Here is a 24,642-nt window from a genome sequence, read left to right on the forward strand (position 1 = left end):
GATCGAACGATGACTGGCTTCACCGGAATACCCTTCGCGGCCCTGGACTTCTACGAGGACCTCGAAGCCGACAACAGCAAGCTCTGGTGGAGCGAGCACAAGGATGTCTACGACAATGCGGTCAAGGGACCGATGACCGCGTTGCTCGCGACACTCGAACCGGAGTTCGGTACTGCCAAGGTCTTCCGCCCCTACCGTGACGTTCGCTTCTCGAAGGACAAAACCCCGTACAAGACCCATCAGGGCGGATTCGTCGCTCGCGGCGACAGCCTGGGCTACTACGTCCAGATCGACCCCGCCGGATTGTTCGTCGCAGGCGGCTTCTACAACTCCTCGACCGACGGCGTTGCCCGCTACCGCCGCACCGTCGACGACGACGTCCGCGGAGCCGAGCTCGAGCGGATTTTGGCGACGTTGACCAAGGCCGGATACGAGATCGGCGGCGACAAGCTCAAGACCAAGCCGCGGGGATACGAGCTCGACCACCCGCGCATCGACCTCTTGCGCCACAAGTCACTCACCGCGGGCAAGCATTTCGGCTCACCCGCGTGGCTCGAGACACCCAAGGCCGCGACGAAGGTGCGCGATGCCTGGCGTGCTCTCGCACCGTTGGTGGAGTGGACTGCGGCACTGCACACGTGAACTCAGCGCACTATCCGACGACAGAGTATGTCCGCCAAGCACTTCCAGCGTCCGGGGCATCCTCGCGTTCGACGGTTGCCTGAATCAGACCGTACGGCCGATCGTCCGCGTTGAACACCTCGAGATTGTTCTCGATGCCGAACTTGCCCAGGTCGTAGACGAAGTGATGCTTGTTCGGTGCGGACATGGTGATCTCGGCGATGAACGGATACTTCTCCAGCACCGCCTCGCCCATGGCGTAGAGGGTCTGCTGGAGGGCCAGCGACTGTAGATTGGCGAACCGCTCGATCATGGCCGCCTTCACGCCCGCATAGACGGCGTCCCACTCGACGTCGGTGGTGGTGTACCGCCACTGCGCTGTCAGCGATGTCGCCATCACCCGGTCGGTCGTGGGCTCGAGAATCGTCAGGTCGTCCTCGAGGAATCCGTGGAACTCCGAGCCCGTGGACTTGAGGATCACCATCTCCTTGAAGCCGCTGATCACCCACGTCTGCTGCGCGTCGCCCTTGCCCTCGACGGTCACCGCCGACGTACGGATCTCCTCTCCCTTGCGTGTCCACGTGTGATCGTGCTCGACGCCGTCGATCACCGCCCGAGCCCAGGCGTATTCCTCGAGTTCGATGCGGGCACCGTCGACGGGCGCCACGTCGTCGACGTAGTGACGAGCCAGATCGAGGCCGTAACTCTCCAGGTGCAGTAGGCCCTTGGTCTTGGCGTACGCGTAGGCGGTCTGCTTCTGGGTGTCGGTGGGAAGCACATTGGATTGATCGCCCACCAGATGCGCGGGAGAGAAATCGCCACGCAGAGCGCTCGACACGTTGATGTCATGGATCTCGTGCCGGGGCGAGTCCCGATAGATCCGCACCACGCGGTTCTCCGCCTTGCCGTACTGATTGGATCCGAGGACGATCTTTCCGGTCAGGTCGGTCATGTCAGCTCCCGCGATAGGTCGAATAAGCGAAGGGGGACAACAGCAATGGGACGTGATAGTGAGCATCGGGATCGGTGACGGTGAACGAGATCGACACCTCGGGGTAGAAGCTCGGTGTCTTCGTCGCCTCGAAATAGTCGCCGGTGTCGAAGGAGAGTCGGTATATGCCCGGATCGATCGGCCCCGGTACGACTTCCCCGATGCGTCCGTCCCCGTCCGTGGTGGCGGTGGAGATCTCGCCCTTATCGGGGTGGAACAGCCGCACCCGCATTCCCACCGCGGGTGTTCCCGAGGTGGCGTCGAGTACGTGCGTCGACAGCCCGGTCACTGCTCCGGACCCAGCATGCGGCCGAGGCGAATTCGATTGATCTTGGCCAGTTCCACGCGGAGCACCCGTCTTTCGGTTTCGGCATCGTTGTCGAGCCTCTCCTCGAGGATAGCGAGCAGGTCCTCCGCGGATCTGCCGGTGGCGCACACCAGGTAGACGTGCCCGAACTTCTCCTCGTACGCACGGTTTCCCGCCGCCAACTTCTCGCGTACCTCGGTACCCGCCGTCGTCACCGCAGCCTGCTCACGTTTCGAAGACGGGTTGTCGGCCTTACCTCCGATCCGTGGATGGCCGTCGAGCGCGTGGTCGATCTCCGCCTCGGGTAGCTCGGCGAGCACTCGATCTGCTCTGTCCAACAGCAGGTCTCGACTGTCGAAGGGGCGACCCTGGGCCACTCGACGGGCCCAGATCGACGATGCGCAGCACTCGTAGAGAGCATGCATCGCCTGCCGATCACTGAGTCGATTGAACCCGTCGAGCCCTATCCATTCGTGCAGCACATCTCGCTCGCTATCTGAAGTCGTTGATGCGCCCGAACCGCGCGGCGGCGATCGGGTTGGCATCGGCCACGAGATCGTCGAATCGGTAGTTCGCGATCTTGGCAATCTCGATCATCGCGAACGACCGCTCCGCCGACGGTGCGTTCTCGACGCGCGACCACCCGTTGGCCAGGACTCGATCGTAACGCTCCGTCTCCCGTGCACAGATCACCAGCGGGAAGCCGAAGTGCTCGCGGTATTCGGCGGCGAGTTGGACGATGTTGTCGTGCTCGTCCTCCTCCAGGTTGGACAGGCCGACGTGGTCCGCTGCGTTGAGGGTGCCGGTGGCGTCCTCGCTACCGAGATCGGGGTAGCTGTTGATCAGCTCGATCTGTTCCTCGGTGGTGCCGGCCAACAGTGCCTCCTGGAACGCCTCGCGCAGACCGTGTGCATCGGCGAAAGGCCGCTGCTGGTAGGCGCGTTCGACCACCCACGGCGTGCCCTGCACCAAGCCCCCGAACGTGGCAGCGAAGTCCTCGGAGGACATCTCGTTGACCTTGTCGAGGGTGATGCCCTTACCCGGACCACCGGCGACGGCCTGCCCACGATTGCCGATGTGGAAGAACAAGACGTTGAGCACGATTGCCGAGACCGCGCCGAGAACGATGCCACTGCCGAACAACATTTCGAGCCAGGCGGGCACACCCTCGGAGACCGTCGGTTGAATGGTCACGAGCATCGCGAGACCGAGGCTCGTGGCGACGATGATCAGGTTGCGGTGATCGGTGAAGTCCACCTTCGACAGGGTCTGGATTCCGACCACGGCGACGGTCGCGAACAGGGCGAGCGCGGCTCCGCCGAGCACCGGCGGCGGAATGGATGCCACGACGGCTGCCGTCTTGGGTAGCAGGCCCAGAAGAATCATGATGCCGCCTGCCGTGGCCACCACCCAACGGCTGCGCACGCCGGTCAGGCGCACCAGGCCGACGTTCTCGGAGAAGGCCGTGTACGGGAACGAGTTGAACGTACCGCCGATGACGGTGGCCACTCCGTCCGCGCGCAGGGTTGCTGCGATGTCGTCCTTCTTGATGCGCTTGCCGACGATCTCACCCGTCGCGTACACACTGCCGGTGGTTTCCACGGCGATGATCAGCATGACGACGATCATCGAAATGATCGCGATGACACTGAATTTGGGCACACCGAACAGGAAGGGCTGCGTGAAGCCGATCCAGGACGCGTCGGAGGTGCCGTCGAAGTTCATGTCTCCCAACGCGAATGCGACGGCGCTGCCGATCACCAGACCCAGAAGCACGGCGATGGTGGCCATGAAGCCCTTGAAGAATCGTTGGATCAGCACGATGATCAGCAGCGTGCCGATCGCGTAGGCCATCCACCGTCCGTTGGTCGGATCCTGTTCGTGAGTAGCAGGATTGGTCACCGCATCGTTGACGGCCACCGGGAGCAACGCCACACCGATGATCGTGATGACGGTGCCGGTCACCACCGGTGGGAAGAAGCGCAGCAGCCTACTGAAGTACGGCGCCATGAAGAACGTGACGAGCCCGGCGACGATGACGGCACCGTAGACGTACAGCAACCCCTCGGTGCCGCCGCCGTTCGCCATCGCGATCGCGATCACCGGAGAGACACCGGCGAACGTCACGCCCTGCAGGAGCGGCAGACGGACACCGATCTTCCAGAATCCGACCGATTGAATGATCGACGCGATGCCGCAGGTGAACAGATCCGCATTGATCAGGTGAATCAACTGCTCGTTGGTCAGTCCGATCGCGCTGCCGATGATGATCGGCACCAAGACCGCGCCTGCGTAGAACGCGACGACATGTTGAAACCCGTAGGCGGCAAGTTTCGGAACGGGGAGCACTTCGTCGACAGGATGGACACGTTTGCGTGTGGTGGGCTTGACGGACATGGGTGGGCACCTCGCGGAAGCAACAGGGCAGGATTCCTGCGACGCTGCAGGAGAAGTGCACTAAGAATCAGCCATCACGCCTATCCTCGCTAGTCGAGCGAGCACAAACTTCGGGTCGTACTCGACGTGGACGTTGTGCGAACATCCAAGACTGCACCCACCAGTGAAAGGAGCGACCGTGTCGGACCTTGCCGTCGGAGTGCTACTCGCCGCCGGTGCCGGAACGCGATACGGATCGCCCAAAGTCCTCGCCCACGACGGGCTGTGGCTGAGGACGGCGGTGCAGGCATTGCGCGACGGCGGCTGTGATCGCGTGTTCGTGGTGCTGGGCGCGGCGGATGCGCCCGTGCCCGACGGCGTGATCGCGGTGCACACACCCGACTGGCACCAGGGCATGAGCGTCTCCTTCATCACCGGGCTGTCGGCGGCGTCGGACGCGGACTACGCGGTTGTGCACGTGGTCGATACGCCGGACGTGGGACCCGAGGTGGTGCAGGCAGTACTCGCCGCAGCGCGGGAAACAGGTCTTGCCAGGGCCGTGTTCGACGGCCGTCCCGGACATCCGGTCGTTCTGGCGCGTCGACACGTCGACGCAGCCGTGGCATCGGCGTCGGGAGACGCCGGTGCCCGGGACTTCCTGCGGGGAAGAGACGACGTGACTGCCGTCGAATGTTCGCAATGGGCAACGGGAATCGACCACGACTATCGGTGAGCGGCCGGTCCGAGAATTTCGACGGCAACGGCGTCGATCATGCCGTCGAACTGGTGACCACCGGTCGGGAACTCGATCACTGTCGCCGACGGGAGAGCCGTCGAGTTCAGCGCCAGGTGAGAAACAGGAACCACGTCGTCGTCCCGGCAATGGACGAGCGTCAGGTCGGTCTCGGGTTCCGGGTCGGTGAACGCGTAGTCGGCAACGTCCCACCCACACGGAGTCCAGTCCGGCATCGCCAGCAGAGTGGCCTGCAGGGGCCATCGGCGGCGATGTTCTGCCAGGACCCCGACGAGGATCGATGCGCCGAAGGAATGCGCCACCACCGAATCCTCCGGTCCGAGCCTGTCCAGGTGTTGCCGAACCGGTCCGGCCCAGTCCTCGAAACCCATGGCGGTGTCGGACAGCTCCGGCATCCGAACATCGAGATGCAGAGCCCTCGCAAGCCCGTTGGCCAGCGGTGCGTCGTCGACAAATCCGCCGGCACCGTGAACGAACAGAAGTCGGCCGACCATGCTGGGGTCCTTTCCTCGGCAATGGTGTCATCGAAGATGACCGAACTGCGGTCGTGAATTCACCGGTTGACTCGGATTCGGGCGCCGTGCGAGCATCGTCGGCAGCGTCGCGTGTCGATGACGGACTGCGTCAGGCATGGAGGCGTCGTACTGCCCAGGAGGCAGCGCATGTCCATTTCGTTCGATCACACCATCGTCGTTGCAAAGAACAGCTCCGATTCCGCGGCGTTCTTTCGCGAGCTGTTCGCTCTTCCGGAAGTGCCGTCGTGGGGGCCGTTCGTCAACGTGCAACTCACCGATGGAACCCTCATCCAATTCGCCGAGCCCCCCTTCGACGATATTCAGTTTCAGCACTATGCGTTTCGGGTCAGCGACGATCTGTTCGACGCGGCCTACACCAGGCTGGTGAACCGGGGCGTCGAACACTGGGCCGACCCTCGGATGACCGAACCCGGCACCGTCAACACCGACCACGGAGGCCGCGGAGTGTATTTCCGCGACCCGACCGGGCACTTCTTCGAGATGCTGACGCACTCGTACCTGCCGACGCCAGGTGAGCCGGTACCGTAGCCACTGTGGCCGAGCAACAGCATGTTTCGATGACGAGAGCTGCCTACGACACCGTTGCCGAGAGCTACTCAGACATCGTTCGCGACGAACTCGACGGCCGACATCTCGAGCACGGATTGTTGGCTACGTTCGCAGCCCGGGTTACGAGCGGACAGGTGCTGGAGGTGGGGTGTGGATCCGGCCGCATCACCGAGCAGCTGTACCGCCTCGGCCTCGACGTAGCGGGGATGGATCTGTCGCCCAACATGATCGAGGTTGCTGGGCGCGAACATCCGCACCTGCGATTCGGTGTCGGATCGATGGAGGCGTTGGACGCGGGGGACAGTTCCGTTGCCGGGATCGTCGCCTGGTACTCGATCATCCACACTCCTCCCACGCAGCTGCCTGCGGTGTTCGCCGAACTGCATCGAGTGCTGACGCCCAACGGGCCACTGCTACTGGCGTTTCAATCCGGCAACGAGCGAGTGCGACTCGAACATGTTTATGGACACTCGGTCTCGTACGACGCGTACCGACTCGACCCCGACGCGGTCGTGGGCATGCTCGTCGAGGCCGACTTCGAGGTGGACGTGCGCGTGCATCGTGCTCCGATGGGATACGAGTCGACATCGCAGGCATTTCTGATAGCACGTAAAAGGAACACCGTCGGACCCGACGACCGGTAGCGTCGGTTGGGCGAAAGGTGGCTGTCGATGTCGATCACGGTGATCCACACGTCGGCCGCAGTGCTGTCCGTTCTGGTCGGAGCAGTGGTTCTGTTCGCCCGCAAAGGCACCGTTTTTCATCGGGTGTGTGGACGCACCTACGTCGTAGCGATTCTGGTGATGATCGTGGCGTCCTTCTTCGTCACCGAGATCGGTGACGGATGGAGCGTGTTCCACGCGGTCTCGATCCTGACAGCCGCGCTGGTGCTGTTCGGCTGGTGCCAGCCCGTGTTCGGGCGCTCTCGTACGGGTTGGGTGCGGCGGCACATGCTGTCGATGCAACTGTCCTATCTGGTGCTGATCGTGACCGGAACGGCCCAGTTCTTCGACCGTCTGCCTCTTCCGAACGACGCACTCAATGCCATCGTCTTTCTGCAGTTGCCCCTGATGGTCGGGATCGTGGCTATCGTCCGACGTAGTCGACGACCGATCGGCTTCCACGATTCGCTACCGTCGTCTCCGTGATTCTCGGACCGAACGATGCAGTGTCCCGTCGCCCCTCGAGGATCGTCGTTGCCGGGACGTCCGGTTCCGGGAAAACGACGCTGTCTGCCCGTCTCGGATCGATTCTGGGAATCGAACATATTGAGATCGACAGCCTCTATCACGGGCCGAATTGGACGCCGCGTGCGACGTTCGAGTCCGACGTGGCGGAGTTCATCGCACGCCCGTCGTGGGTCACCGAGTGGCAGTACGGCGTTGTGCGCGATCGCCTCGCAGATCGTGCGGATCTACTCTTGTGGCTCGACTTGCCACGTCGAACAGTCATGCGGCAGGTGATGATTCGGACGCTACGCCGCAGGCTCGGTGGGCGCGAGCTGTGGAACGGCAACTTCGAACCGTCACTGCATCGCATCCTCTTCGACCGCGACCATGTCGTTCGATGGGCATGGAACACGTACCGGTCGACTACCGAGCGAGTGCAGCAACTGAGTGTGCGCCGCCCGGAGCTGACGATTGTTCGCTTCCGTTCGCATCGGGACGTGGACGCGTGGATTGCGCACCAGCTGATTCCTCTGACCCGATAACTGTCGTCAGCAGCCCAATTGCGTTGCGAGAGAAGCGATCGAGTCGGCGCTGTGAGTCCAGTCGGATTCCGCGGCGAGGTCGGTGGTCTGACTCGGCCCGTGTTCGAGCGGACGGGCGACGAATGCCGTTGCGAAGCCGCAGTCGGCAGCGGCAGCGAGGTCACTGTTGTGTGCGGCGACCATCATGCACTCGCTCGGCTGAAGACCCAGAATGTCCGCGGTGCGGAGATACGCGTCGGGCAGGGGCTTGTACGTCTGTACCGGTTCTGCGCCGAGGATCGCGTCCCATGGCAGTCCGGCATTCTTGGCCATGTCCAACAGCAACGAGATGTTGCCGTTGGAGAGCGGGGCGATGATGAAATCGGTACGCAGTCGCGTGAGCCCTGGCACCGAGTCCGGCCACGGATCCAATCGATGCCACGCGTGATTCAAGGACGCGACATCACTCTCGTCGAGCCTAATGTCGAACTCCGACAGTACGACGCGAAGCGACTCGAGATGGAGTACATCGAGCCGGGTGAACGGTCGACTGCCCGATCGAACCTGTTCCATCGCCGGTTGATACAGGCTGCGCCAGCGGTCGGCGAATGCATGACTGTCGACGCCGGGACCACACACGGATTCGACCTCGCGGGCCACGCTGGTGCGCCAATCGACCACTGTGCCGAACACATCGAACAGAAGCGCCTTCAACGATCCCTCTTCTTTTTCTTCTTTTTCTCGTCCTTGGAATGGCCACCTGCCGACAGCAGCGCACCCGCGAGTGGAATGAGAAGGAAGAAGAGCCACTTCTGATCGAAGTCGGTGAGGAAGAACAATGCCAGTGAACCGAAGATGACCAGGGGCATCACCACTGCGCGCCAATCGATTGCGGCACCGCCCTCGGTCGGTGCCGGCGACTTCCCGAGCTGGGCGGGTGTGTGCGACGTCGAAGCAGCGGGGAGATCGACGAATACCTTGTCGATCTCCCCACGCGTCGTCGCCGAAGCAACGACGGCGCTGCGCTCGTCGAATTCGGGCACAGTCAGCCGACCCTCACTGAAGTGCAGACTCAGTGCCTCTAGGGCCTTCTCCCGATCGGCCGTACCGATCCGAATTTCCGGAATCTCGGACATCGCTACGTCATTTGATCTCTGCGAGGACGGTGCCTTGGGTGATGGCGTCGCCTGCGGTGACGGTCAGGCCGGTGATGGTGCCTGCTTTGTGGGCGTTGACGGGGTTTTCCATTTTCATCGCTTCGAGGACGGCGATGAGGTCACCGGCGTCGACGGTTTGGCCTTCGTCGACGGCGACTTTGACCACGGTGCCCTGCATCGGTGCGGTCACCGCATCTCCGGATGCCGCGCCTGCTCCGGCACCGCCGCGGGTGCGGGCTTTGGGTTTGCGGCGTACTGCACCGGCAGCACCGCCGCCACCTCCGTTACCGAGGGACAGTTCCCCGGGCAGGGACACCTCGACACGGCGGCCGCCGACCTCGACGACCACGGACTGACGCGGCAGGACCTCGTCCTCGTCGAGCGGTTGCCCGGCGGTGAACGGGGGAACCTGGTTGTCCCATTCGGTCTCGATCCAGCGGGTGTGCACCGAGAACGACTCCCCGTCGCCGATGAACGCCGGATCGGAGACCACCGCGGCGTGGAACGGAATGACCGTGGCAAGTCCCTCGACGGTGAACTCCGCGAGCGCCCGACGCGACCGCGCGAGCGCTTCCTCACGGGTGGCTCCGGTGACGATGAGCTTGGCGAGCATCGAGTCGAACTGGCCACCGATCACCGAGCCGGATTCGACACCGGAATCGACCCGCACACCCGGCCCCGACGGCGCGGTGAAGGTGGTGACCGGTCCGGGGGCGGGCAGGAACCCGCGCCCGGCGTCTTCGCCGTTGATCCTGAACTCGAACGAATGCCCCCGCGGCTCGGGATCTTCGGTGATGGACAGTTCCTCACCGTTGGCGATGCGGAACTGCTGCAGCACCAGGTCGATGCCCGAGGTCTCCTCGGTGACGGGATGCTCGACCTGCAGACGGGTATTGACCTCCAAGAACGAGACGAGCCCGTCCTGGCCGACGAGGTACTCCACCGTGCCGGCACCGTAGTAGCCGGCTTCGAGGCAGATGGCCTTCGCCGACGAATGGATCTCCTTGCGCTGGGCGTCGGTGAGGAACGGGGCCGGTGCTTCCTCGACGAGCTTCTGGAATCGACGTTGCAGGGAGCAGTCGCGGGTGCCGGCAACGACGACGTTGCCGTGGGTGTCGGCGATGACCTGCGCTTCGACATGGCGCGGCTTGTCGAGGTAGCGCTCGACGAAGCATTCCCCACGCCCGAACGCGGCGACGGCTTCGCGGGTGGCGGAGTCGAACAGCTCGGGGATTTCCTCGCGGGTGCGGGCCACTTTCATGCCGCGGCCGCCGCCACCGAACGCGGCTTTGATCGCGATCGGCAGACCGTGTTCGTCGGCGAAGGCGAGGATCTCGTCGGCGTCCTTGACCGGCTCGGACGTGCCGGGGACCGACGGGGCTTTGGCGCGGGCGGCGATGTGGCGGGCGGTGACCTTGTCGCCGAGGTCGCGGATCGACTGCGGGGACGGTCCGATCCAGATCAGGCCTGCATCGATCACCGCTTGAGCGAACTCGGCGTTCTCGGAGAGGAATCCGTAGCCGGGGTGGATGGCGTCGGCCCCGGACTTGGCGGCGGCGTCGAGGATCTTGTCGATCACCAGATACGACTCCGCAGATGTCTGCCCACCGAGCGCGAACGCTTCGTCGGCAAGGCGTACGAACGGGGCATCGGCATCGGGCTCGGCATACACAGCGACACTGGCCAACCCGGCATCGGCGGCCGCCCGGATCACCCGCACCGCGATCTCACCACGATTGGCGACAAGAACCTTGGTGATCTGAGCACTGGCATGGCTGGGCACTGAGCCTCCTACAGATGTATTTCTCGCGTGCTTCGTTACGAACGTCACGTCGGAGTCTAAGCACCGGCGCTGTCATCGCTGCAATCGGTCCGCACAGCTGCAGCGGATCGGCGGCGAGCCGCAGTGAGCTACTGCTTGGTAGCGATCTGTCCGGTGTCGGTATGTCCGATTTCGGATCGGTCGTCGTCCGCATGAGGGATTCGAGCGGTGCCGGTGTCCGCCACATCGGTCAACAGCTTCCGGAAGGCACCTATGTACTCGTGAACCCGCGCGGTGGCCTGCTCGGTGTTGGGATAGCGAGCCGCGATGTTGATTCCCTGCGGAGTTCGGTTGATCCAGATGTACACGTCGTGCTGGTACTGCTTGCTGCGCAGCGCTCGGGCGTTCCAGTCCGGCCAGTGTTCGGCGGCAGGCGCGAACCGCACATCCATGAACGAGACGACGAAACGCGGGCGGGCCGAATAGCCGAGAGTGGTGAACACACGATCGAGAGGAACGCGGGCGATCGGTTTGGTCTTCTTCACCTCGGCCGAGGCCGCCGCGACCACCGAGCCGAACGAATCCGCACCGGCGATGTCGAAAGAGATCGGACACAGTCCGACGAACCAGCCCAGTGCGGAGGCCCACTGGGGCTCGTCGCGAGTGTGGACCGGAGTCACCGTGCGAAAACGAGTGCCGCCGCCCAGTTCGGAGCCGGTGAGGGCGAGCACTGCGAGCAACCCGGCGAACAGGCTGTGTCCGGTCTTGCGGCACGCGACCGAGAACGAGTCGGCCTGATCGGGATCGAGCACCCACGCGGACAAACCGCCCTGCGGCAGATCGTCCGGGCTCGGATCGCCGATGTCGAGTGGAAAGGCGGGTAGCTCACCCTCGCCGTCGACGAGGAAATCTCGCCATATCCTCACTGCGTCGTGCGAGTGTTCCAGCTCTGCGTTCCTCTCGCGCTCGGAGGACCCGAAGTCGAGGTAGCTGCCGGCCTCGAACAGGCCGGCAGGCGCGCCACCGAGTTCCTCTCCGTACAGCGCAGCGATCTCGTGGGCGACCAGAACCGTGGACAGACCGTCGATGATCGAGTGATCCGCTGCGAAGAACACGGTGACCGGACGCGTCTCGTCCACCGGTTCGAGAGTCACGAATGCGTAGGCGGGCCAGATCAGAGGTGAGGTGAACTCGTCGAACAGATACTGCAGATGCTCGAACACCTCGCTCGATTGCGCGCACCGTTCCTGCTCGACCTGCCAGATGTCGATGGCACCCTGCGCGGCCGTCACCCGCGTCATCTCGCCCGTCACCTCGTCGATCGACGCGCTCGAACGCATCGCCTCGTGCCGGTCGATCCAGTTCAGAACTGCCTGGCGAAACGCGGGCTTGTTCAGGGGGCCTGCGATTTCGAAGGCCGCGCCGAGCCATGATTCACGACCGCGACGAGGACTGCTCAGGCTCGTACGAAGGTGCGCCTCGTGGACGTAGGACGTCGGCCTGGCGTCGGGATGCCACCCTGCGGCCTCGGGAGTGCGGGCCTGCGGGCCGACGCTGGGTATCCACTCGGTGAGCGTGCCCGCGGGAACCGCGTAGTCCGCCAACTCCGTGAACTCCATATCGGCAGCAACCAACCTTCGTCGTACGCATCGGGGGACAGGGCCCTTGCGGCCCTGCCGCGGAGTCTAACGACGACCCGTTGTATCGATCAAGACGACGGCGCGCTACCGGCGCCGTCGCCCGTCAACGCAGGTGACGCTTGATCCGCGCCAACATTGCCGACATTCCGCGCAGTCGCAACGGACTGACCGCGTCGCTCAGCCCGAGAGCCGAGTAGAAGTCGTCCGGTACGTCGAGGATCTCCTGAGCGCCGAGACCGTCGAGACCCTGCGCCAGGATCGAGGCGAATCCCCGCGTGGTCGGAGCTTCCGGCGGGGCGCTGAAGTATAGCCGGACCCGCGCCGGATCGCCTGCATCCACCGACAGGAACAGGGGAGACTGGCACTCCGGCACCGGTTCCATCGCGTCCTGCGCAAGGTGGTCCGGCAGTGGAGGCAGTTCGCGACTGAACTCCAGCAGTAGCTGCAGCTTGTCCTGACCCTCCACCGCTGCGAAGTCTTCGACGATCTCGGCCAGGGATTCCGGCAGGGCGCTCATCGAGCGGCCGGAGCCGATCCGGGCTCCTCGCCCTTGGCGATCGGAACGCGAACGGCGTTGCCCCATTCGGTCCACGAGCCGTCGTAGTTGCGAACCGACTGGTACCCGAGCAGATGGGTCAACACGAACCAGGTGTGGCTCGAACGCTCACCGATGCGGCAGTACGCGATCACGTCGTCGGTGGCGGAGGTGTCGGAGTAGATCTCGTCCAGCTCGGCCCGAGAACGGAAGCGTCCGTCCGGTGCGGCTGCCTTGGCCCAGGGAATGCTCACGGCGGTGGGGATATGACCTCCGCGCAATGCACCTTCCTCCGGATAGTCCGGCATGTGGGTGCGCTCGCCGGTGTACTCGGCGGGGGAGCGAACGTCGATCAACGGCACCGTTCCGAGTGAGCCGAGGACGTCGGAGGCGAACGCGCGGATGGGCGCGTCGTCGCGTTCGATCACCGGGTAGTCGGTTGCGGGGAACTCGGGCACGTCGAGGGTGGTGTCGCGGTTCTCCGACAGCCAGGCGTCGCGACCGCCGTCGAGGAGACGGACGTCCTGATGTCCGAACAGAGTGAAGACCCACAGTGCGTACGCGGCCCACCAGTTGCTCTTGTCGCCGTACACGACGATGGTGTCTTCTCTGGAGATGCCTTTGCGGCTCATCAGCTTCGAGAACTGCTCGCCGTCGATGTAGTCGCGGGTGACCGGATCGTTGAGGTCGAGATGCCAATCGATCTTGACCGCGCCGGGAATGTGGCCGACGTCGTAGAGCAACACGTCCTCATCGGACTCGACGACGCGAAGACCGGGGGTACCGAGATGAGCGGACAGCCATTCGGTCGATACGAGACGATCCGGATGCGCGTAGTCGGCGAACGTTGCGTTGGAATCGGTTGGTACAGGCACGTATCGGCTCCTACGGAAGATATTCGGCTGGCGGCCCGCCCGGGGGTGAACGGTCTGCACTGTCGATCCTATGCGGAACCTCTGTCGCGGGGCGGGAGTGGAGCCTGCGGAATGACTTCCATGGCGGGAGTGGAGCCTGCGGAATGACCTGAGGGGATGGGAGTGGAGCCTGCGGAATGACTTCAGTGGGGTCTCAGAGCGTCAGTGCAGCGTTCTCGGCTTTCGCTGCCGAGGTCCGCATGAGAGCGACGAGTTCCGCGGTGAACGCATCCATCACCGAGTGTGCCGTTGCAGTGTCGGGGAATCGTGACCGCAGTGCCAGGCCCGATGCGGTGCGGGAGACCCAGAACTGTGCGTCGTCGGACACCGTGGCATTGCTGATGTGGTGTGCATCGGTTCGGTCGAAGCGTTCGTGGCCACCGATCTTGGTGTAGTCGATGTAGGACACCATGAACACGTCTCGACGCGACAGGGTGAACGCGTCACCGAGGTTGTTCAGTACCTGGGGGATCGGAACGCTGCTCAACGGTAGTGCCGCGCGAAACGCGGTGTGGGCCGCGGTGATCGTGTCGGTGAGGTCGGGTTCGACCTCCACGGTCATGGGAGCGTTGGTGGTGAACCAGCCCAGTGCACGCGAGAATTGCTGCTGATGGCGGGTGTGCAACGGGAACAGGAACGGCACGCGGCTCGGTCCGCCGATGCCGGCGCAGGCCTGTGCGATCGCAGCGACGACACCGGCGAACATTCCGGCTCCGGAACGGGCGCAGAGCTGCTCGAAGTCGAGGGTGTGCTGCGCGTCGAGCAAGGAGGTGACAGTCGTTGCCTGAGGCGCGGTTTCACCTTCGGCGACGCCGAGGTCGAGTGGGAAACGTGGTGTGGTGCCCCCGCACTCGGTGAGAAAGTTCGACCACCGCACCATGCGCTCGTCCGTGGCATCGACGAGCGGCCGGGTAGCTTCGACGCGGCAGTATTCGACGAACCCACCGACCGGAGGCAGGTCCGTCTCCGGGTTCGGCGGGCAGCGGCGGTAGGCGTCGTACAGGGTGTGGATCTCGTCGACAACGACTGCGATCGACATGGCGTCGACGTTGGAGTGGTCGAAAGCGCACAGGATCGTCGAGGTATCCGGCCGATCGATTCCGAGGCAGGTGTACGACGGGAATCGTCGTGCATCGCAATGTAGTTCGAGCGTGCTTCGGAGGTGATCCCGGAGTGTCGACGCCGACGAGAAGGCGGTTCGAGTGGATTGCCTCATCTCGACTGCACCCGGTTCGTAGAGCGTTCTCGCTACTCCGTCCACCCCGCGAACGAAGGAACTGCGCAGAGTGTCGTGGCGGTCGATCAGGTGCTCGAAGGCCCACCCGAGTGCTCGGGTATCGAGGTTGCCCTGCACTTCGAAGGCTCCGGCTATCCAGACGCGCTCGGCCTCGTCCAGATCACCGAGGTGGAACTGCTGGTTGAACGACGGCGGAACCGGTGACGGCTGTGGATTCCCGGTGACGACGGCGTTGAACTCGACGACTGCACCCGCGCGTGGGGTGTACTCAGTGATCGAGGTGACCCGCACCGGCCGCCTCCTGAACGAGATCGCCGGGCGTCAGGCTGTAATCACCTTCGCGGGCAATGGTTTCCAGCACCTGCGCCAGATGATCGTGGTACCGCTTCACCGCTGCGGCGGCAACGTCGGTATCGGGGGTCTGGGCCACCAGATACAGGTGTTCACCGTCTCGGTTGATCCACATCGACGCGTTCGAAGTCGAACCCTCGCCGGTGAAATGTTCGGCGCGTGTGTCCGCATCTCGCCCGACGCCGGGGAACCAGCGAAAGTCGATGTACGAGAGCATGTTCGGACTCACTGCCAACTCGCTACCGAGAGTGCCGTCGGCGGCCAGAGCGCCCAGTACGGCGTGCACCGGGGCCTCCGCGATCTGCTTGGCCTGCTCGAATCCTCGGTGGGCTGCGGCCGCGACGTCGGAGAACCTGTCGTTTCCTGCCACCTCGAACGCGACCGGAGCGAAATTGACGAACCACCCCTGGGATTGTCCGTAGTCACCGTGGTGCCGGGTACTGAGCACGGTGATCCCGAAGTAGTCGGTGGTTCCGGCCAATTCGAAGTCGGTGATCCCGACGGCGGCGAATATGCCGCTGCTAATCCGGGCCCCGGCGGCCTTGCATGCGGCGTCGAATGCAGCAGTCGGTTCCTTGCTCAACAGGTGGCGTTCGACGATGCGAACCGGAGCTTTCTCGCCGGGCGCGAGTCCGAGGTCGAGTGGGAACCGAGGCATGCGGCCGTCGTGTCGGGTGAAAATGTCTCGCCAGGCCGCGATTTCGGGAGAATCGGCCGTGAACGTCGCGGCCCGAGCCCGCTCGTCGGCGGCGTAGGTCAGATGGCTACCTGCCTCTGCGGGAGCCGGTACGTCCGCGCCGGTCTCGAGTGCGTACAGATCGGCCAACTCGCTGATCACCAACGCCTGCGAGCCACCGTCGGTGAACGCGTGATCTGCGCCGTAGTACAAGGTGAAGCTGCCGGGCCTGGCCACGACACCGACGACGAATCCGGGCCAGACGTCGGCCGTCGCCTCGGACGAGAAGCGCCCACGTACGTAGCGTTGGAATTCGTCGTCGTCCGTGGTTTCTCCGGCGTCGGACACCTCGAACGCTGCGACCTCGGGTGGGGCGAGACGCCGAACGACGTCGTTTCCCTCGACCTCGAACCAGCATCGAAGACCCTCGTGGCGCAATACGTAGGCGGCCAGTGCGCGGCTCATCGCATCGGTGTCCACGTCACCGTCGATCTCGGTTGCCACCCCGGTGTACGCGGTATGAAGGTCGCCGCGTTCGCGGGCCGCCCACGCAGCCTTGAGATGGTCCTCCTGGAGGAACGAGGCAGGAGTCGAATCGACAGGCGCCGCTTCGGCACTCGCCCGGGCCGCCGAAGTGGGGTGCCACTCCAACAGCCGGCCGGGAGCGGGATTCCATCTACCCATGGCGGTGATGATCATCGTCGCTTCATCCTCCTCGATACGGGCCGCGGGCCGATTCCATCGCTCACTCTGCGGCGACTGTCACCGACCGAGCGGCCGACGTGAGCACCGTATCGGTACCGCGGTCGGAGTCGATCACTGCCGTCAACACCGCGACGAACTCGGTGATGAAACGGTGGACGTTGGTGGATGCGACGTCCGAGCTGGGGAATCGTGCGGAGATGTTGAGCCCTTGCAGCGTCCGGTTGACCCAGAAGTAGACCTCGTCGTCGGCGTGGCAGTTGCTCCGCAGAGCCCTGCCCTTACGGTCCTGCCACTGCTCGGCGTCCGGGAGGAATCGAAGATCGATGTAGGACACCACGAATCGGGGAATTTCCGTCGACTCGAGGATCTGGGCGATCTTGGAGTACGGCATCCGGGCCAACCCCTTGTTGGCTGCGCCTGCAGTCGCCGCGGCCTCGAGCGCCTCCCCGAACGTGCGTGCGTTGTCGAGCTGAATCTCCATCGGGAGAATTCCGACGTACCAGCCGACCGCCGCGGCCCACTTCTGTTCGTCCCTGGTGTGCATCGGCATCACGGTGCGCAACGTCGTGCGGCCGGACAGGCGGACGTTCGTCAGCGCCAGAGCGGCGAGTATTCCGGCCTGCATGTTGTACCCGCCTGCGCGGCATGCGGCATTGAAGGCGTCCGATTGATCGGAGGTCAGCAGCCAGGACGAGATGCTGCTCTGCGCAGCCGGTTCGGTGCCGGTGAGCGCACGGTCGACCGACACCGGAAGCGGAAACGCGGGAAAGCGTCCGTCCTCGACTGCCAGGAAGTCCTGCCACGTCCGTACGGCGCTGTGGTCACCGGTCAGCGTCTCGCCGAGAGTCCTCTCGGACTGGCTGAAGTCGACGTAGCTGCCAACTTCGGGCAACTCCGGGTCGATGCCTTCGAGAGCGTGTGCGTAGAGCCGGTCGATCTCGTTGATGGCATAGATCTGGCTGTAGGCGTCCATCACCGAATGGTCGGCGGCGAACGCGAGCAGGAACGACTCTCCTGGACCGTTCGAGAGAGCGCGTGAGGCATCGTCCGGTTCGATGGTGGCGAGGACGAAGTGCGGCCATGCCGTCGGGGACACGGTTTCGCCGAACCAGGAGTGCAGATGGCTGAAGACCTGAGTCTCGGTCCGGGGTTCGGTGTGCGCCCGGTCGATCACCTGCACCGCATCTGTCGGTGCGGTGTAGCGCAGCCAGGAACCGGATTCCTCGTCGCGCCGAACCTTTGTGCGAAATGCCTCGTGACGGCCCATGTATGCGGTGATCGTTGCGCGCACCGCCTCGACGTCGTAGCGGCGATGAATCTCGAACACCGTGCCGATCCACGAGCCCGGTGCGCTGCGTTCGCAATGGTCCTGGTGTGTGAACGACAGCCCACGGGGGTCCGGTGCCCAACGGTCGTCGTCGACGCGGGGGACCCACTCGGTCAGGCGACCGGCGGGGAGGGGGTAGTCGGCGAGTTCGGTGTATTCCATGGGAGTCCTCTTCCGTTCCGGGCTCGGTCAGCGGTGTGCGGCGTCGGTTCGTATTCGCACGTTCGATTACGGTCGAGTCGATCGTGTAAACCTGTCAGCGGTGTTCGTGCAGCGGACCGGTCGTTTATCTGCTTGCTGTTGGATTGCTGCTTTCCGCATTGAAAGAACAACGTCATTGCCGTCGACCCGAAGTGAGTTCAGCACACACGATAGGGCGTAAGTGAAATTATTTCGCGACGCGTAAAAGTAATTCTTCTCACTGCCGAACGTCTTGACCCACCGGGCTCCGATCAGCAGTCGGCGGTGTGTCCGATTGTCGTATCCTACGATCGGATCACTGATTTTGCTGGTCATAGTGATGACAGATCACAGTCGGAGTGTGGTGCGATCGGTGTCGGAGGTCCACACACGACCCACGCCACTGAACGGCCCGAACATGGTGCGGGACACAATCGGGACCCTTTTCTGTGCATCCGACCCCTTTTCCGTACATGTATTGCCGAATGTGAATGCATTGATGGTGGCGAATTGACACCACCGCCCCTGTTTCCTCGATGTAGTAGGTTCGGCGCGTGACTCGAATTGGATTTGCCGATCACCTATTCTTGCGAATGCATCACGGCATCGGATATCCCGTCTACAACCAGTTCCTGTGGTGGTTCGACGAATCCGTCCAGCGAGTGGACCTGGAAAAACTACGGGACAACCTGTCCGACGGTCTGCTCGCGCGCCGAGTGGTCGCGTCGACGGTGCCTACTGCCCGCGATCGATGGGTGGCATCGAACGTCTCCCATTCACTGGATTTTCACCCACACTTCATCGAATCCACCGATGTGTCGGCCTGGGCCGACGGTCGCATCGATCGAGACATCGATCCCGAGACCGGTCTCGGTTGGCGGCTGTCGGCGGCACCGTTGACGAACGGTGGGACGGTGCTGTCGTTGGTCGCTTCGCACATGGTCGCCGACGGCGGCGCTCTGATCGCCGCGTTCGTTGCTGCGAATTCTCCGTCCGAACAATCTCGGCCGGTTCCGAGCGCGGGCGGCATCGCGGCCATCGCCTCGGACCTGCGAGACGCCGCGGACCAGGTGGGGTCCGTTGCAGGCTGGTTGGTGAACACCGCTGCGTCCGCGCTCCCGATTCCCGCCCGATCCGGTCCGGACGCAGCTGTCCCGCGCTCGCGGCCGACTCGCTCGCAGCCGACGGCCGGGGCGGTGGACGCCGCCTGGGTATCGCCTCACGCGGTGGCGGAGGTGGATGCAGGTGCCTGGAAGGCAGCCGCCCAGCGATGGGGTGGCACGTCGAATTCCCTGTTCATCGCGGTCCTCACGGCTGCCTCGTTGCAGGCCGGGCGAGCCTCGATCGGAGACTCGGTGCAGTGGTCGTTGCCGGTCAGCGATCGCACCGTCGACGACACTCGATCCAACGCCACCAAGATCGTCAAGATCGAGGTCCCCATCACCGACGCGGCCGACCGCGATCTGTCGACGATTCGGGCAGCCAGTAAAGCGGCGTTCACCGCCTTCGCCGCGAGGCAGGCTGCCGGTCTACCACCCGCAGGCATCTCGCAGGCCCTCGTGCAGATGCTGCCCGACGCCGTGGTCGCGCGAGTTCCGCAACCGCGTGACGGCGCGGAAGGACTGGCGTCGAACCTGGGTGTTCTGCCCGAGGTCTTCACCACGGTGGCCGGCATTCGAGCTCGGGCCGTGTCGGGCAGAGCGACCTTCGCGGGTGCCGACGCCGCGTTTGCGCGATCGTTGGACGGTGGCCTGACTGCGTGGGTGTGCGAGACGGACGCGAGCGTCACCGTGACCGTCCACGCCATGGATCCCGATCGATTCGTCGATGACCAGGCGCTGCGTGACCACCTGGCGGAGGCCCTGGATCGTTGGGAACTGACCGCGCGCTTCTGGTGAGTGCCTCAGCGGTTCCGCGCAGCCGCCTCGGTGATGTCGGCAGCTGCGGCCACCGCTGTTGCGGTCGGGGCAACGGCGTCTGCGAGTCGGCGTGCCGCCTGCCTGGCACGGTCGGTAGTGATATCGGCAATGCCTTGCTGCAGAACGGATTCGGTCAACGTCGAGAACTTCGTGCTGGTTCCGGCTCCGATCCGGCGCAGCGCGGCTCCCCAGAACGGCTGATCGGCGCTGAACCAGCAGACGAGTGTCGGCAGTCCGGCCCGCGCCGTTGCAGCCGTCGTACCCGCGCCACCGTGGTGGACCGCAGCCAGGCATCGCGGGAGAATGCTCGTGTGATCGACCGATTCGACGATCATGATGTTCGAGTTCGACTGGGCAGCAACAGAATCGGCACCGACCAGGTCACTCCAGCCGGCACAGACGAGAGCGCGCACGCCCAGCCGTCCGGTCACGTTCTCGATCATGCGCAACAGTGCCGTCGGATCGGGCACGGGCATACTGCCGAATCCGAAGTACACCGGCGCGGACCCTGCCTGCAGCCATGTCTCCAGTGCTGGATCGACGTCGACGCGAGCGCCGCTCAGCCCCAGGAATCCGACGAACGGCCTGTGCGGGCCCCACTGTTCGGCGAGCCCGGGGAACAGTGCCGACTCGTAGGCCTGAATCTCCACTCCGCCGTAGCGTTCGGATCGAACGGGCAGCGAACTGCGGGTCGGTGCCAGGCCCAGGGACACTCTCTGCGCGTTCTCGCGAGCCTTCATGGACTTCCAGCGCATGGATTCCGCCAGCGCCCACATCGATCGGTTGACGTATCCCGGCAACGTGGCCCCCGGGGTCACGGGCACGACGTCGTTGCGTCGAAGCGGGCAATAGTGCAGTGCCACAAAGGCATTGCCCGCAGACTCCGCCATGTTGAACGCCATCTCCTGCCCCAGCGAACCGGTGACGATTCCGTGGCAATCCTGGGCCATCTGCTCGAGTTCGGCGGTCATCTGATCCCAGCCGTGATTGGCCAGTTCCGCGAGTGCCGCCATCCTGGTCCGCGGGTTACGCGACTTGATGCGCACTCTGATCAACTCCGACTCCAACAGACGCTGGGTGTCGGGCCCGAACGAGACCACGCTGACGCGTTCGGACTCAGCCGTTTTCGCGCGAGCGAAGTCCAGCAGGTTGGGCGGTGCGCCGAACACCACGTCGTGTCCGCGATCCGCGAGTTCGACGCCGAGTGCGATACCCGGCGTCACGTCACCGCGACTGCCGTTGAATGGCATCACGAACTTCATAGGGTCACTCGCAGTCGCGTCGGCGTGGAAAACGTCCTCAACCTATCAGTCCTGCCCGTTCCAGTCCGGTTCGGAAAACATATGGCGGGAAACACATTTGCGGCCCACCTGCGTCCGCACTCGTGCAGCGATAGTCTCGCGTAGTGGAAAGACTGACGTACGACGACGACCTGTTCCTCCGCATGGAATGCGTTCTCGGGGTACCCGTGGTGAACCAGATCGTCTGGAGGTTCGACCGCGCCGTCGCACCGGACGCGCTCCGATCCATGTGGCGATTGCTCGCCGCAGGCCCCATCGATCGATCGGTTCGGCGGGCCCGGGTGCCCGGAGCCCGTGACAGTTGGACAGCAGCGCGTCGACCCGCCGATCCCGTGGTCATCGGATCACCGATCGCCCGCGCGGCGGTCGACAGGTGGATCGAGGACGAGGCCGCGGTGACGCTGGACCCGATCGGGGGACCGGCGTGGCGGTTGTCGGCCACCTCGGTGGCAGAAGGCGGGACGGTCGTGTCGTTGGTCGGCTCTCACGTCGTCGGCGACGGCGGTGCCCTCACCTCCGCGGCTGCGGCCGCACTGGCCGGACACGCAGTGCCCGACGATTTCGCACGCGTCGGGCTCGATCACGGTTCCGAGTCCGCGGCGGCGGTCACCCGCGCCGATCTGTCCGATGGTCTCGGCCGCGTCGGTGCGGCGCTCTCGGGTGCGGCCCGAGTGCTCGGCCGCACCGCGGTGGAGGCGATACGGGCACGGACCACGGCGTCCGCCGAGCCGAGCGAGGGAATACCGGACGGCACGGGTGCAGGCCCTGACCGTCCGCGTGTGATCGTCGCCCCTGCGGAAGGGGCGTGGAGGCCGAGCACCGTCGTCGTCGATTGCCTGTCCGCCGAGTGGTCTGCTGCCGCGGCGAACAAAGGCGGCAGTTCCAACAGCCTTCTGGTCGCGGTGGTGCTCGGGATCCTGACCGGGAGCGGCCGGGTCGGGGTGGAGGACCGGGTACGCGTCGCCCTCCCGGTCAGCACCAGGACCGTGGGAGATCGGCGGGCCAACGCGACGTCCGGGGTCTCGATCCACGTCGACCCGGGAGCGGCGTATCTCGACGATCTCGGAGCAATTCGAGCGTCGAGCAAGCAGGCATTCAGCACCCAGGCCGATCGCACGGTCACGACGACGTTCGAGCTCCTCAAACCGCTGATGCAGTTGCTGCCCGACGCGATCGTGGCCAAACTCGCCGCGTCGGGCTCGGCACCGCTGTGCCTGTGCTCGAATCTCGGTGCCAGAGGTGTCGCACTGCGCACCATCGGTGGTGTCGACGCCACCGCGGTGGCGATGAGGTCGATCACGCAGAACACCGATGTGGCCTTGCTGCGCCGCACCGGCGGTGGCGTCAGTGCCTGGTGGAACGAATCGGGCGAACGCGCAACCCTGTGCGTCACCGGGCTCGATCCGGACAGCTTTCCCAGCAAGGAACACCTGAGAGGGCTGGTCGAGGCGGAGTTCGATCGATGGGGCCTGACGCCGGAATTCTGGTGACCTCGAGACAAGTCACAACTGCGGGCGAGGACGGATTTTCGACCGGATCGCCCGTGAGGCTATGCTTTCCGACTGTTCGAGTGTTCGGGCAGGTGTGAGAAAGGGGAGCGATCCATGGCAGTGGTCGTGTTGTTCGGGTCCGAGACCGGTACGGCCGAGGAGGTCGCCGACAAGATTGCGGACGTCCTCAGCGATCATGACGCCGAGGTACGCGACATGCTCGAGTACGAGGTGTCCGATATCGACACCGACGACTTCCACGTGGTCATCTGCTCCACCTACGGAGACGGAGAGCTCCCCACTGGTGCAGAACCTTTCTTCGAAGCACTCGTCGAGGACGCGCCGGACCTGGCCGGACTGCAGTTCGCGGTGTTCGGTCTCGGCGACCGGGTCTACGAGGACACCTTCAACCGCGGCGGCGAGATCATCGCAGAGAAGCTCACCGAGCTCGGCGGCAAGCAGGTGGGTACTCATGCTCGGCACGACAGCTCGTCGAACATCAGGCCGAAGACCATGGCCGAGGAGTGGGCTCGCGAACTGATCGACCTGCTGCCCTGAGAGCAGGAATCGGCACCGGCGGCCCTGCGGCCGGCGGAGCCGCAAGGGTCAGGACGGGCTTCTGTCCCACAGCGCGGCCAGGGACGTACCCACACGAGTGAGCAGGGTGCGCACCAGCGGTAGGCCTATCCCGATCACCGACGACGGATCGCCCTCGATGCGGTCGACGAACCAGCCGCCGAGCCCGTCCAGCGTGAACGCCCCCGCCACCGACAACGGTTCACCGGAGTCGAGGTAGGCCTCGAGGTCGACCGAAGACGGCGTCGCGAAATGCACGACTGTCGAACTGTGCGCTGCAGCCTGCGCCACGACCACCCCGTCGGTCACTCGGAGCACAGCGTGGCCGGTCAGCAATTCGCCGCTGTTCCCCGCCATGGACTGCCATCTCTCGCGCGCCACCTCGACCGAATGCGGCTTTCCGTGCAGCTCCCCGCCGATGGCCAGCATCGAATCGCAGCCGACGATCACCAGATCCTCGGTCGAATCCGTGAACGTCTCGGCCACTGCGGCAGCCTTGGCTCGAGCCAATTCCGTGACCACCGTTTCCGGAGACGCCGACGGTCCGAGCTCTGCAGTCAACGCATCCTCGTCGACACCCGACACTCGGACGATCGGCTCCACCCCGGCACCACGTAGCACCGACAGGCGCGCAGGCGACGCCGACGCCAGGACCAGACGAACAGGCCCCGGCGCAGCGTCGGAGGACCGCACCGTCACCGTGGGTGACGGCCCGATGCGGCAAACGAATACGCCGATTGAGGTGCGAATCGGCGATGCAGCAACTCCGGCGAACCCCAGAGCTCGCGAGGACGAGAATCGCCCGCCGACTCCGATCCGCCCTGCGCAGCGGTCAGAACAGCCACCAACGCGGCGAGTTCCTCGTCGCTCGGATTGCCCTTCACCACACGAACGGCAGCGGGGGTTGCGGAGACCGCTTCGTCATGATTCGCTTCGCCGCTCACTGCGTCATGATTCGCTTCGCTCATAGTGGGATGTTTCCGTGTTTCTTGGGTGGGAGGGTGACTTGTTTGCGTTCGAGCAGTCGTAGGGCGGTGACGATCTGGCC

26 protein-coding genes are annotated in these 24,642 nt (G+C 64.5%); 9 read left to right on the top strand and 17 right to left on the bottom strand.

What is annotated here, in order from left to right; genetic code table 11:
• The first annotated feature begins 9 nt into the window (after positions 1-9).
• Complete coding sequence (locus CH271_RS12585) at positions 10-642, top strand: DUF2461 domain-containing protein (RefSeq protein ID WP_037188088.1); 633 nt, start codon at positions 10-12, stop codon at positions 640-642.
• 10 nt (positions 643-652) lie between these two features.
• Here the strand turns inward: CH271_RS12585 and pucL are convergent, their stop codons facing one another.
• From pucL to uraD (CH271_RS12605), 4 genes are read right to left on the bottom strand one after another with little or no spacing between them, the layout of a single operon-like run.
• Positions 653-1,573, bottom strand: coding sequence for a factor-independent urate hydroxylase (gene pucL, locus CH271_RS12590; protein WP_094633769.1), 921 nt, complete (start codon positions 1,571-1,573; stop codon positions 653-655).
• 1 nt (position 1,574) lies between these two features.
• The gene (uraH, locus tag CH271_RS12595) at positions 1,575-1,901 is read right to left on the bottom strand and encodes a hydroxyisourate hydrolase (RefSeq protein ID WP_094633770.1); all 327 of its coding nucleotides are present in this window, start codon (positions 1,899-1,901) and stop codon (positions 1,575-1,577) included.
• The gene (gene uraD / locus CH271_RS12600) at positions 1,898-2,401 is read right to left on the bottom strand and encodes a 2-oxo-4-hydroxy-4-carboxy-5-ureidoimidazoline decarboxylase (RefSeq protein WP_037188083.1); all 504 of its coding nucleotides are present in this window, start codon (positions 2,399-2,401) and stop codon (positions 1,898-1,900) included. Before uraD (CH271_RS12600) ends, uraH begins: the two co-directional genes overlap by 4 nt.
• Before the next feature lie 10 nt (positions 2,402-2,411).
• Complete coding sequence (gene uraD / locus CH271_RS12605) at positions 2,412-4,316, bottom strand: 2-oxo-4-hydroxy-4-carboxy-5-ureidoimidazoline decarboxylase (RefSeq protein ID WP_037188082.1); 1,905 nt, start codon at positions 4,314-4,316, stop codon at positions 2,412-2,414.
• Between the two features lie 178 nt (positions 4,317-4,494).
• Here uraD (CH271_RS12605) and CH271_RS12610 point away from each other — a divergent pair, with 178 nt between their 5' ends.
• Positions 4,495-5,028 (top strand): nucleotidyltransferase family protein, encoded by a 534-nt coding sequence (locus tag CH271_RS12610; RefSeq protein WP_094633820.1) that lies wholly within the window; start codon positions 4,495-4,497, stop codon positions 5,026-5,028.
• Here the strand turns inward: CH271_RS12610 and CH271_RS12615 are convergent.
• Positions 5,019-5,543, bottom strand: a complete 525-nt coding sequence (locus tag CH271_RS12615) for an alpha/beta fold hydrolase (RefSeq protein ID WP_094633771.1) — start codon at positions 5,541-5,543, stop codon at positions 5,019-5,021. The genes CH271_RS12610 and CH271_RS12615 overlap by 10 nt on opposite strands.
• 168 nt (positions 5,544-5,711) lie before the next feature.
• On the opposite strand from CH271_RS12615, the gene CH271_RS12620 reads away from it, so the two are divergent.
• The 4 genes from CH271_RS12620 to CH271_RS12635 are packed head-to-tail and all read left to right on the top strand — an operon-like array spanning position 5,712 to position 7,845.
• On the top strand, positions 5,712-6,113 hold the full coding sequence (locus CH271_RS12620; RefSeq protein ID WP_094633772.1) for a VOC family protein: 402 nt from the start codon (positions 5,712-5,714) through the stop codon (positions 6,111-6,113).
• A 29-nt stretch (positions 6,114-6,142) separates the two neighbouring features.
• A complete protein-coding gene (locus CH271_RS12625) occupies positions 6,143-6,778 on the top strand; it encodes a class I SAM-dependent DNA methyltransferase (RefSeq protein ID WP_094633821.1) in 636 nt (211 codons plus the stop codon).
• Between the two features lie 27 nt (positions 6,779-6,805).
• Positions 6,806-7,282, top strand: coding sequence for a DUF2306 domain-containing protein (locus tag CH271_RS12630; RefSeq protein WP_094633773.1), 477 nt, complete (start codon positions 6,806-6,808; stop codon positions 7,280-7,282).
• A complete protein-coding gene (locus CH271_RS12635; RefSeq protein ID WP_256986390.1) occupies positions 7,279-7,845 on the top strand; it encodes an AAA family ATPase in 567 nt (188 codons plus the stop codon). The genes CH271_RS12630 and CH271_RS12635 overlap by 4 nt, the downstream gene beginning before the upstream one ends.
• 6 nt (positions 7,846-7,851) lie before the next feature.
• Here CH271_RS12635 and CH271_RS12640 read toward each other — a convergent pair whose 3' ends face one another.
• From CH271_RS12640 to CH271_RS12680, 9 genes are all read right to left on the bottom strand, one after another.
• Positions 7,852-8,538 carry a haloacid dehalogenase type II gene (locus tag CH271_RS12640; RefSeq protein WP_094633774.1) on the bottom strand — a complete coding sequence of 229 codons (687 nt, stop codon included), beginning with the start codon at positions 8,536-8,538 and terminating at the stop codon, positions 7,852-7,854.
• Entirely contained in the window at positions 8,535-8,960 is a 426-nt protein-coding gene (locus CH271_RS12645) for a DUF1707 SHOCT-like domain-containing protein (protein ID WP_094633775.1), read from the bottom strand. Before CH271_RS12645 ends, CH271_RS12640 begins: the two co-directional genes overlap by 4 nt.
• Before the next feature lie 7 nt (positions 8,961-8,967).
• On the bottom strand, positions 8,968-10,764 hold the full coding sequence (locus CH271_RS12650) for an acetyl/propionyl/methylcrotonyl-CoA carboxylase subunit alpha (protein WP_094633776.1): 1,797 nt from the start codon (positions 10,762-10,764) through the stop codon (positions 8,968-8,970).
• Positions 10,765-10,892: 128 nt separating this feature from the next.
• Positions 10,893-12,362, bottom strand: a complete 1,470-nt coding sequence (locus CH271_RS12655; protein ID WP_094633777.1) for a condensation domain-containing protein — start codon at positions 12,360-12,362, stop codon at positions 10,893-10,895.
• Between the two features lie 124 nt (positions 12,363-12,486).
• On the bottom strand, positions 12,487-12,900 hold the full coding sequence (locus CH271_RS12660; RefSeq protein ID WP_037188062.1) for a SufE family protein: 414 nt from the start codon (positions 12,898-12,900) through the stop codon (positions 12,487-12,489).
• The gene (locus tag CH271_RS12665; protein ID WP_037188058.1) at positions 12,897-13,793 is read right to left on the bottom strand and encodes a sulfurtransferase; all 897 of its coding nucleotides are present in this window, start codon (positions 13,791-13,793) and stop codon (positions 12,897-12,899) included. Before CH271_RS12665 ends, CH271_RS12660 begins: the two co-directional genes overlap by 4 nt.
• A 193-nt stretch (positions 13,794-13,986) precedes the next feature.
• Entirely contained in the window at positions 13,987-15,360 is a 1,374-nt protein-coding gene (locus CH271_RS12670) for a condensation domain-containing protein (protein WP_179274867.1), read from the bottom strand.
• The gene (locus CH271_RS12675) at positions 15,338-16,795 is read right to left on the bottom strand and encodes a condensation domain-containing protein (protein ID WP_094633779.1); all 1,458 of its coding nucleotides are present in this window, start codon (positions 16,793-16,795) and stop codon (positions 15,338-15,340) included. Before CH271_RS12675 ends, CH271_RS12670 begins: the two co-directional genes overlap by 23 nt.
• 46 nt (positions 16,796-16,841) lie before the next feature.
• Positions 16,842-18,290, bottom strand: a complete 1,449-nt coding sequence (locus CH271_RS12680; protein WP_094633780.1) for a condensation domain-containing protein — start codon at positions 18,288-18,290, stop codon at positions 16,842-16,844.
• A gap of 611 nt (positions 18,291-18,901) precedes the next feature.
• On the opposite strand from CH271_RS12680, the gene CH271_RS12685 reads away from it, so the two are divergent.
• The gene (locus CH271_RS12685) at positions 18,902-20,206 is read left to right on the top strand and encodes a hypothetical protein (protein WP_094633781.1); all 1,305 of its coding nucleotides are present in this window, start codon (positions 18,902-18,904) and stop codon (positions 20,204-20,206) included.
• 5 nt (positions 20,207-20,211) lie between these two features.
• Here CH271_RS12685 and CH271_RS12690 read toward each other — a convergent pair whose 3' ends face one another.
• Complete coding sequence (locus CH271_RS12690; RefSeq protein ID WP_143546050.1) at positions 20,212-21,477, bottom strand: glycosyltransferase; 1,266 nt, start codon at positions 21,475-21,477, stop codon at positions 20,212-20,214.
• A gap of 155 nt (positions 21,478-21,632) precedes the next feature.
• Between CH271_RS12690 and CH271_RS12695 the strand changes: the two genes are divergently transcribed.
• Both CH271_RS12695 and CH271_RS12700 read left to right on the top strand, forming a co-directional pair.
• On the top strand, positions 21,633-23,018 hold the full coding sequence (locus CH271_RS12695) for a hypothetical protein (protein ID WP_094633783.1): 1,386 nt from the start codon (positions 21,633-21,635) through the stop codon (positions 23,016-23,018).
• A 114-nt stretch (positions 23,019-23,132) separates the two neighbouring features.
• Positions 23,133-23,576, top strand: a complete 444-nt coding sequence (locus CH271_RS12700; protein ID WP_032397647.1) for a flavodoxin domain-containing protein — start codon at positions 23,133-23,135, stop codon at positions 23,574-23,576.
• Between the two features lie 48 nt (positions 23,577-23,624).
• On the opposite strand, the gene CH271_RS12705 is transcribed toward CH271_RS12700, so the two are convergent.
• Both CH271_RS12705 and CH271_RS12710 read right to left on the bottom strand, forming a co-directional pair.
• Complete coding sequence (locus CH271_RS12705) at positions 23,625-24,287, bottom strand: Maf family protein (RefSeq protein ID WP_256986391.1); 663 nt, start codon at positions 24,285-24,287, stop codon at positions 23,625-23,627.
• 2 nt (positions 24,288-24,289) lie between these two features.
• Entirely contained in the window at positions 24,290-24,562 is a 273-nt protein-coding gene (locus CH271_RS12710) for an acyl-CoA carboxylase epsilon subunit (protein WP_094633784.1), read from the bottom strand.
• Between the last annotated feature and the right edge of the window lie 80 nt (positions 24,563-24,642).

The organism is Rhodococcus sp. 05-340-2 (assembly GCF_002258915.1).
GTDB lineage: Bacteria > Actinomycetota > Actinomycetes > Mycobacteriales > Mycobacteriaceae > Rhodococcoides.

Bases quoted from the DNA above. Each gene is read 5' to 3' on its own strand.
- CH271_RS12700 (WP_032397647.1), top strand. From the start codon at position 23,133: ATGGCAGTGGTCGTGTTGTTCGGGTCCGAGACCGGTACGGCCGAGGAG.
- CH271_RS12680 (WP_094633780.1), bottom strand. From the start codon at position 18,290: ATGGAATACACCGAACTCGCCGACTACCCCCTCCCCGCCGGTCGCCTG.
- CH271_RS12710 (WP_094633784.1), bottom strand. From the start codon at position 24,562: ATGAGCGAAGCGAATCATGACGCAGTGAGCGGCGAAGCGAATCATGAC.
- CH271_RS12675 (WP_094633779.1), bottom strand. From the start codon at position 16,795: ATGATCATCACCGCCATGGGTAGATGGAATCCCGCTCCCGGCCGGCTG.
- CH271_RS12645 (WP_094633775.1), bottom strand. From the start codon at position 8,960: ATGTCCGAGATTCCGGAAATTCGGATCGGTACGGCCGATCGGGAGAAG.
- CH271_RS12585 (WP_037188088.1), top strand. From the start codon at position 10: ATGACTGGCTTCACCGGAATACCCTTCGCGGCCCTGGACTTCTACGAG.
- CH271_RS12655 (WP_094633777.1), bottom strand. From the start codon at position 12,362: ATGGAGTTCACGGAGTTGGCGGACTACGCGGTTCCCGCGGGCACGCTC.
- pucL (WP_094633769.1), bottom strand. From the start codon at position 1,573: ATGACCGACCTGACCGGAAAGATCGTCCTCGGATCCAATCAGTACGGC.
- CH271_RS12690 (WP_143546050.1), bottom strand. From the start codon at position 21,477: ATGCCATTCAACGGCAGTCGCGGTGACGTGACGCCGGGTATCGCACTC.
- uraD (WP_037188082.1), bottom strand. From the start codon at position 4,316: ATGTCCGTCAAGCCCACCACACGCAAACGTGTCCATCCTGTCGACGAA.
- CH271_RS12615 (WP_094633771.1), bottom strand. From the start codon at position 5,543: ATGGTCGGCCGACTTCTGTTCGTTCACGGTGCCGGCGGATTTGTCGAC.
- CH271_RS12630 (WP_094633773.1), top strand. From the start codon at position 6,806: ATGTCGATCACGGTGATCCACACGTCGGCCGCAGTGCTGTCCGTTCTG.
- CH271_RS12685 (WP_094633781.1), top strand. From the start codon at position 18,902: ATGCATCACGGCATCGGATATCCCGTCTACAACCAGTTCCTGTGGTGG.
- CH271_RS12660 (WP_037188062.1), bottom strand. From the start codon at position 12,900: ATGAGCGCCCTGCCGGAATCCCTGGCCGAGATCGTCGAAGACTTCGCA.
- CH271_RS12620 (WP_094633772.1), top strand. From the start codon at position 5,712: ATGTCCATTTCGTTCGATCACACCATCGTCGTTGCAAAGAACAGCTCC.
- CH271_RS12625 (WP_094633821.1), top strand. From the start codon at position 6,143: ATGACGAGAGCTGCCTACGACACCGTTGCCGAGAGCTACTCAGACATC.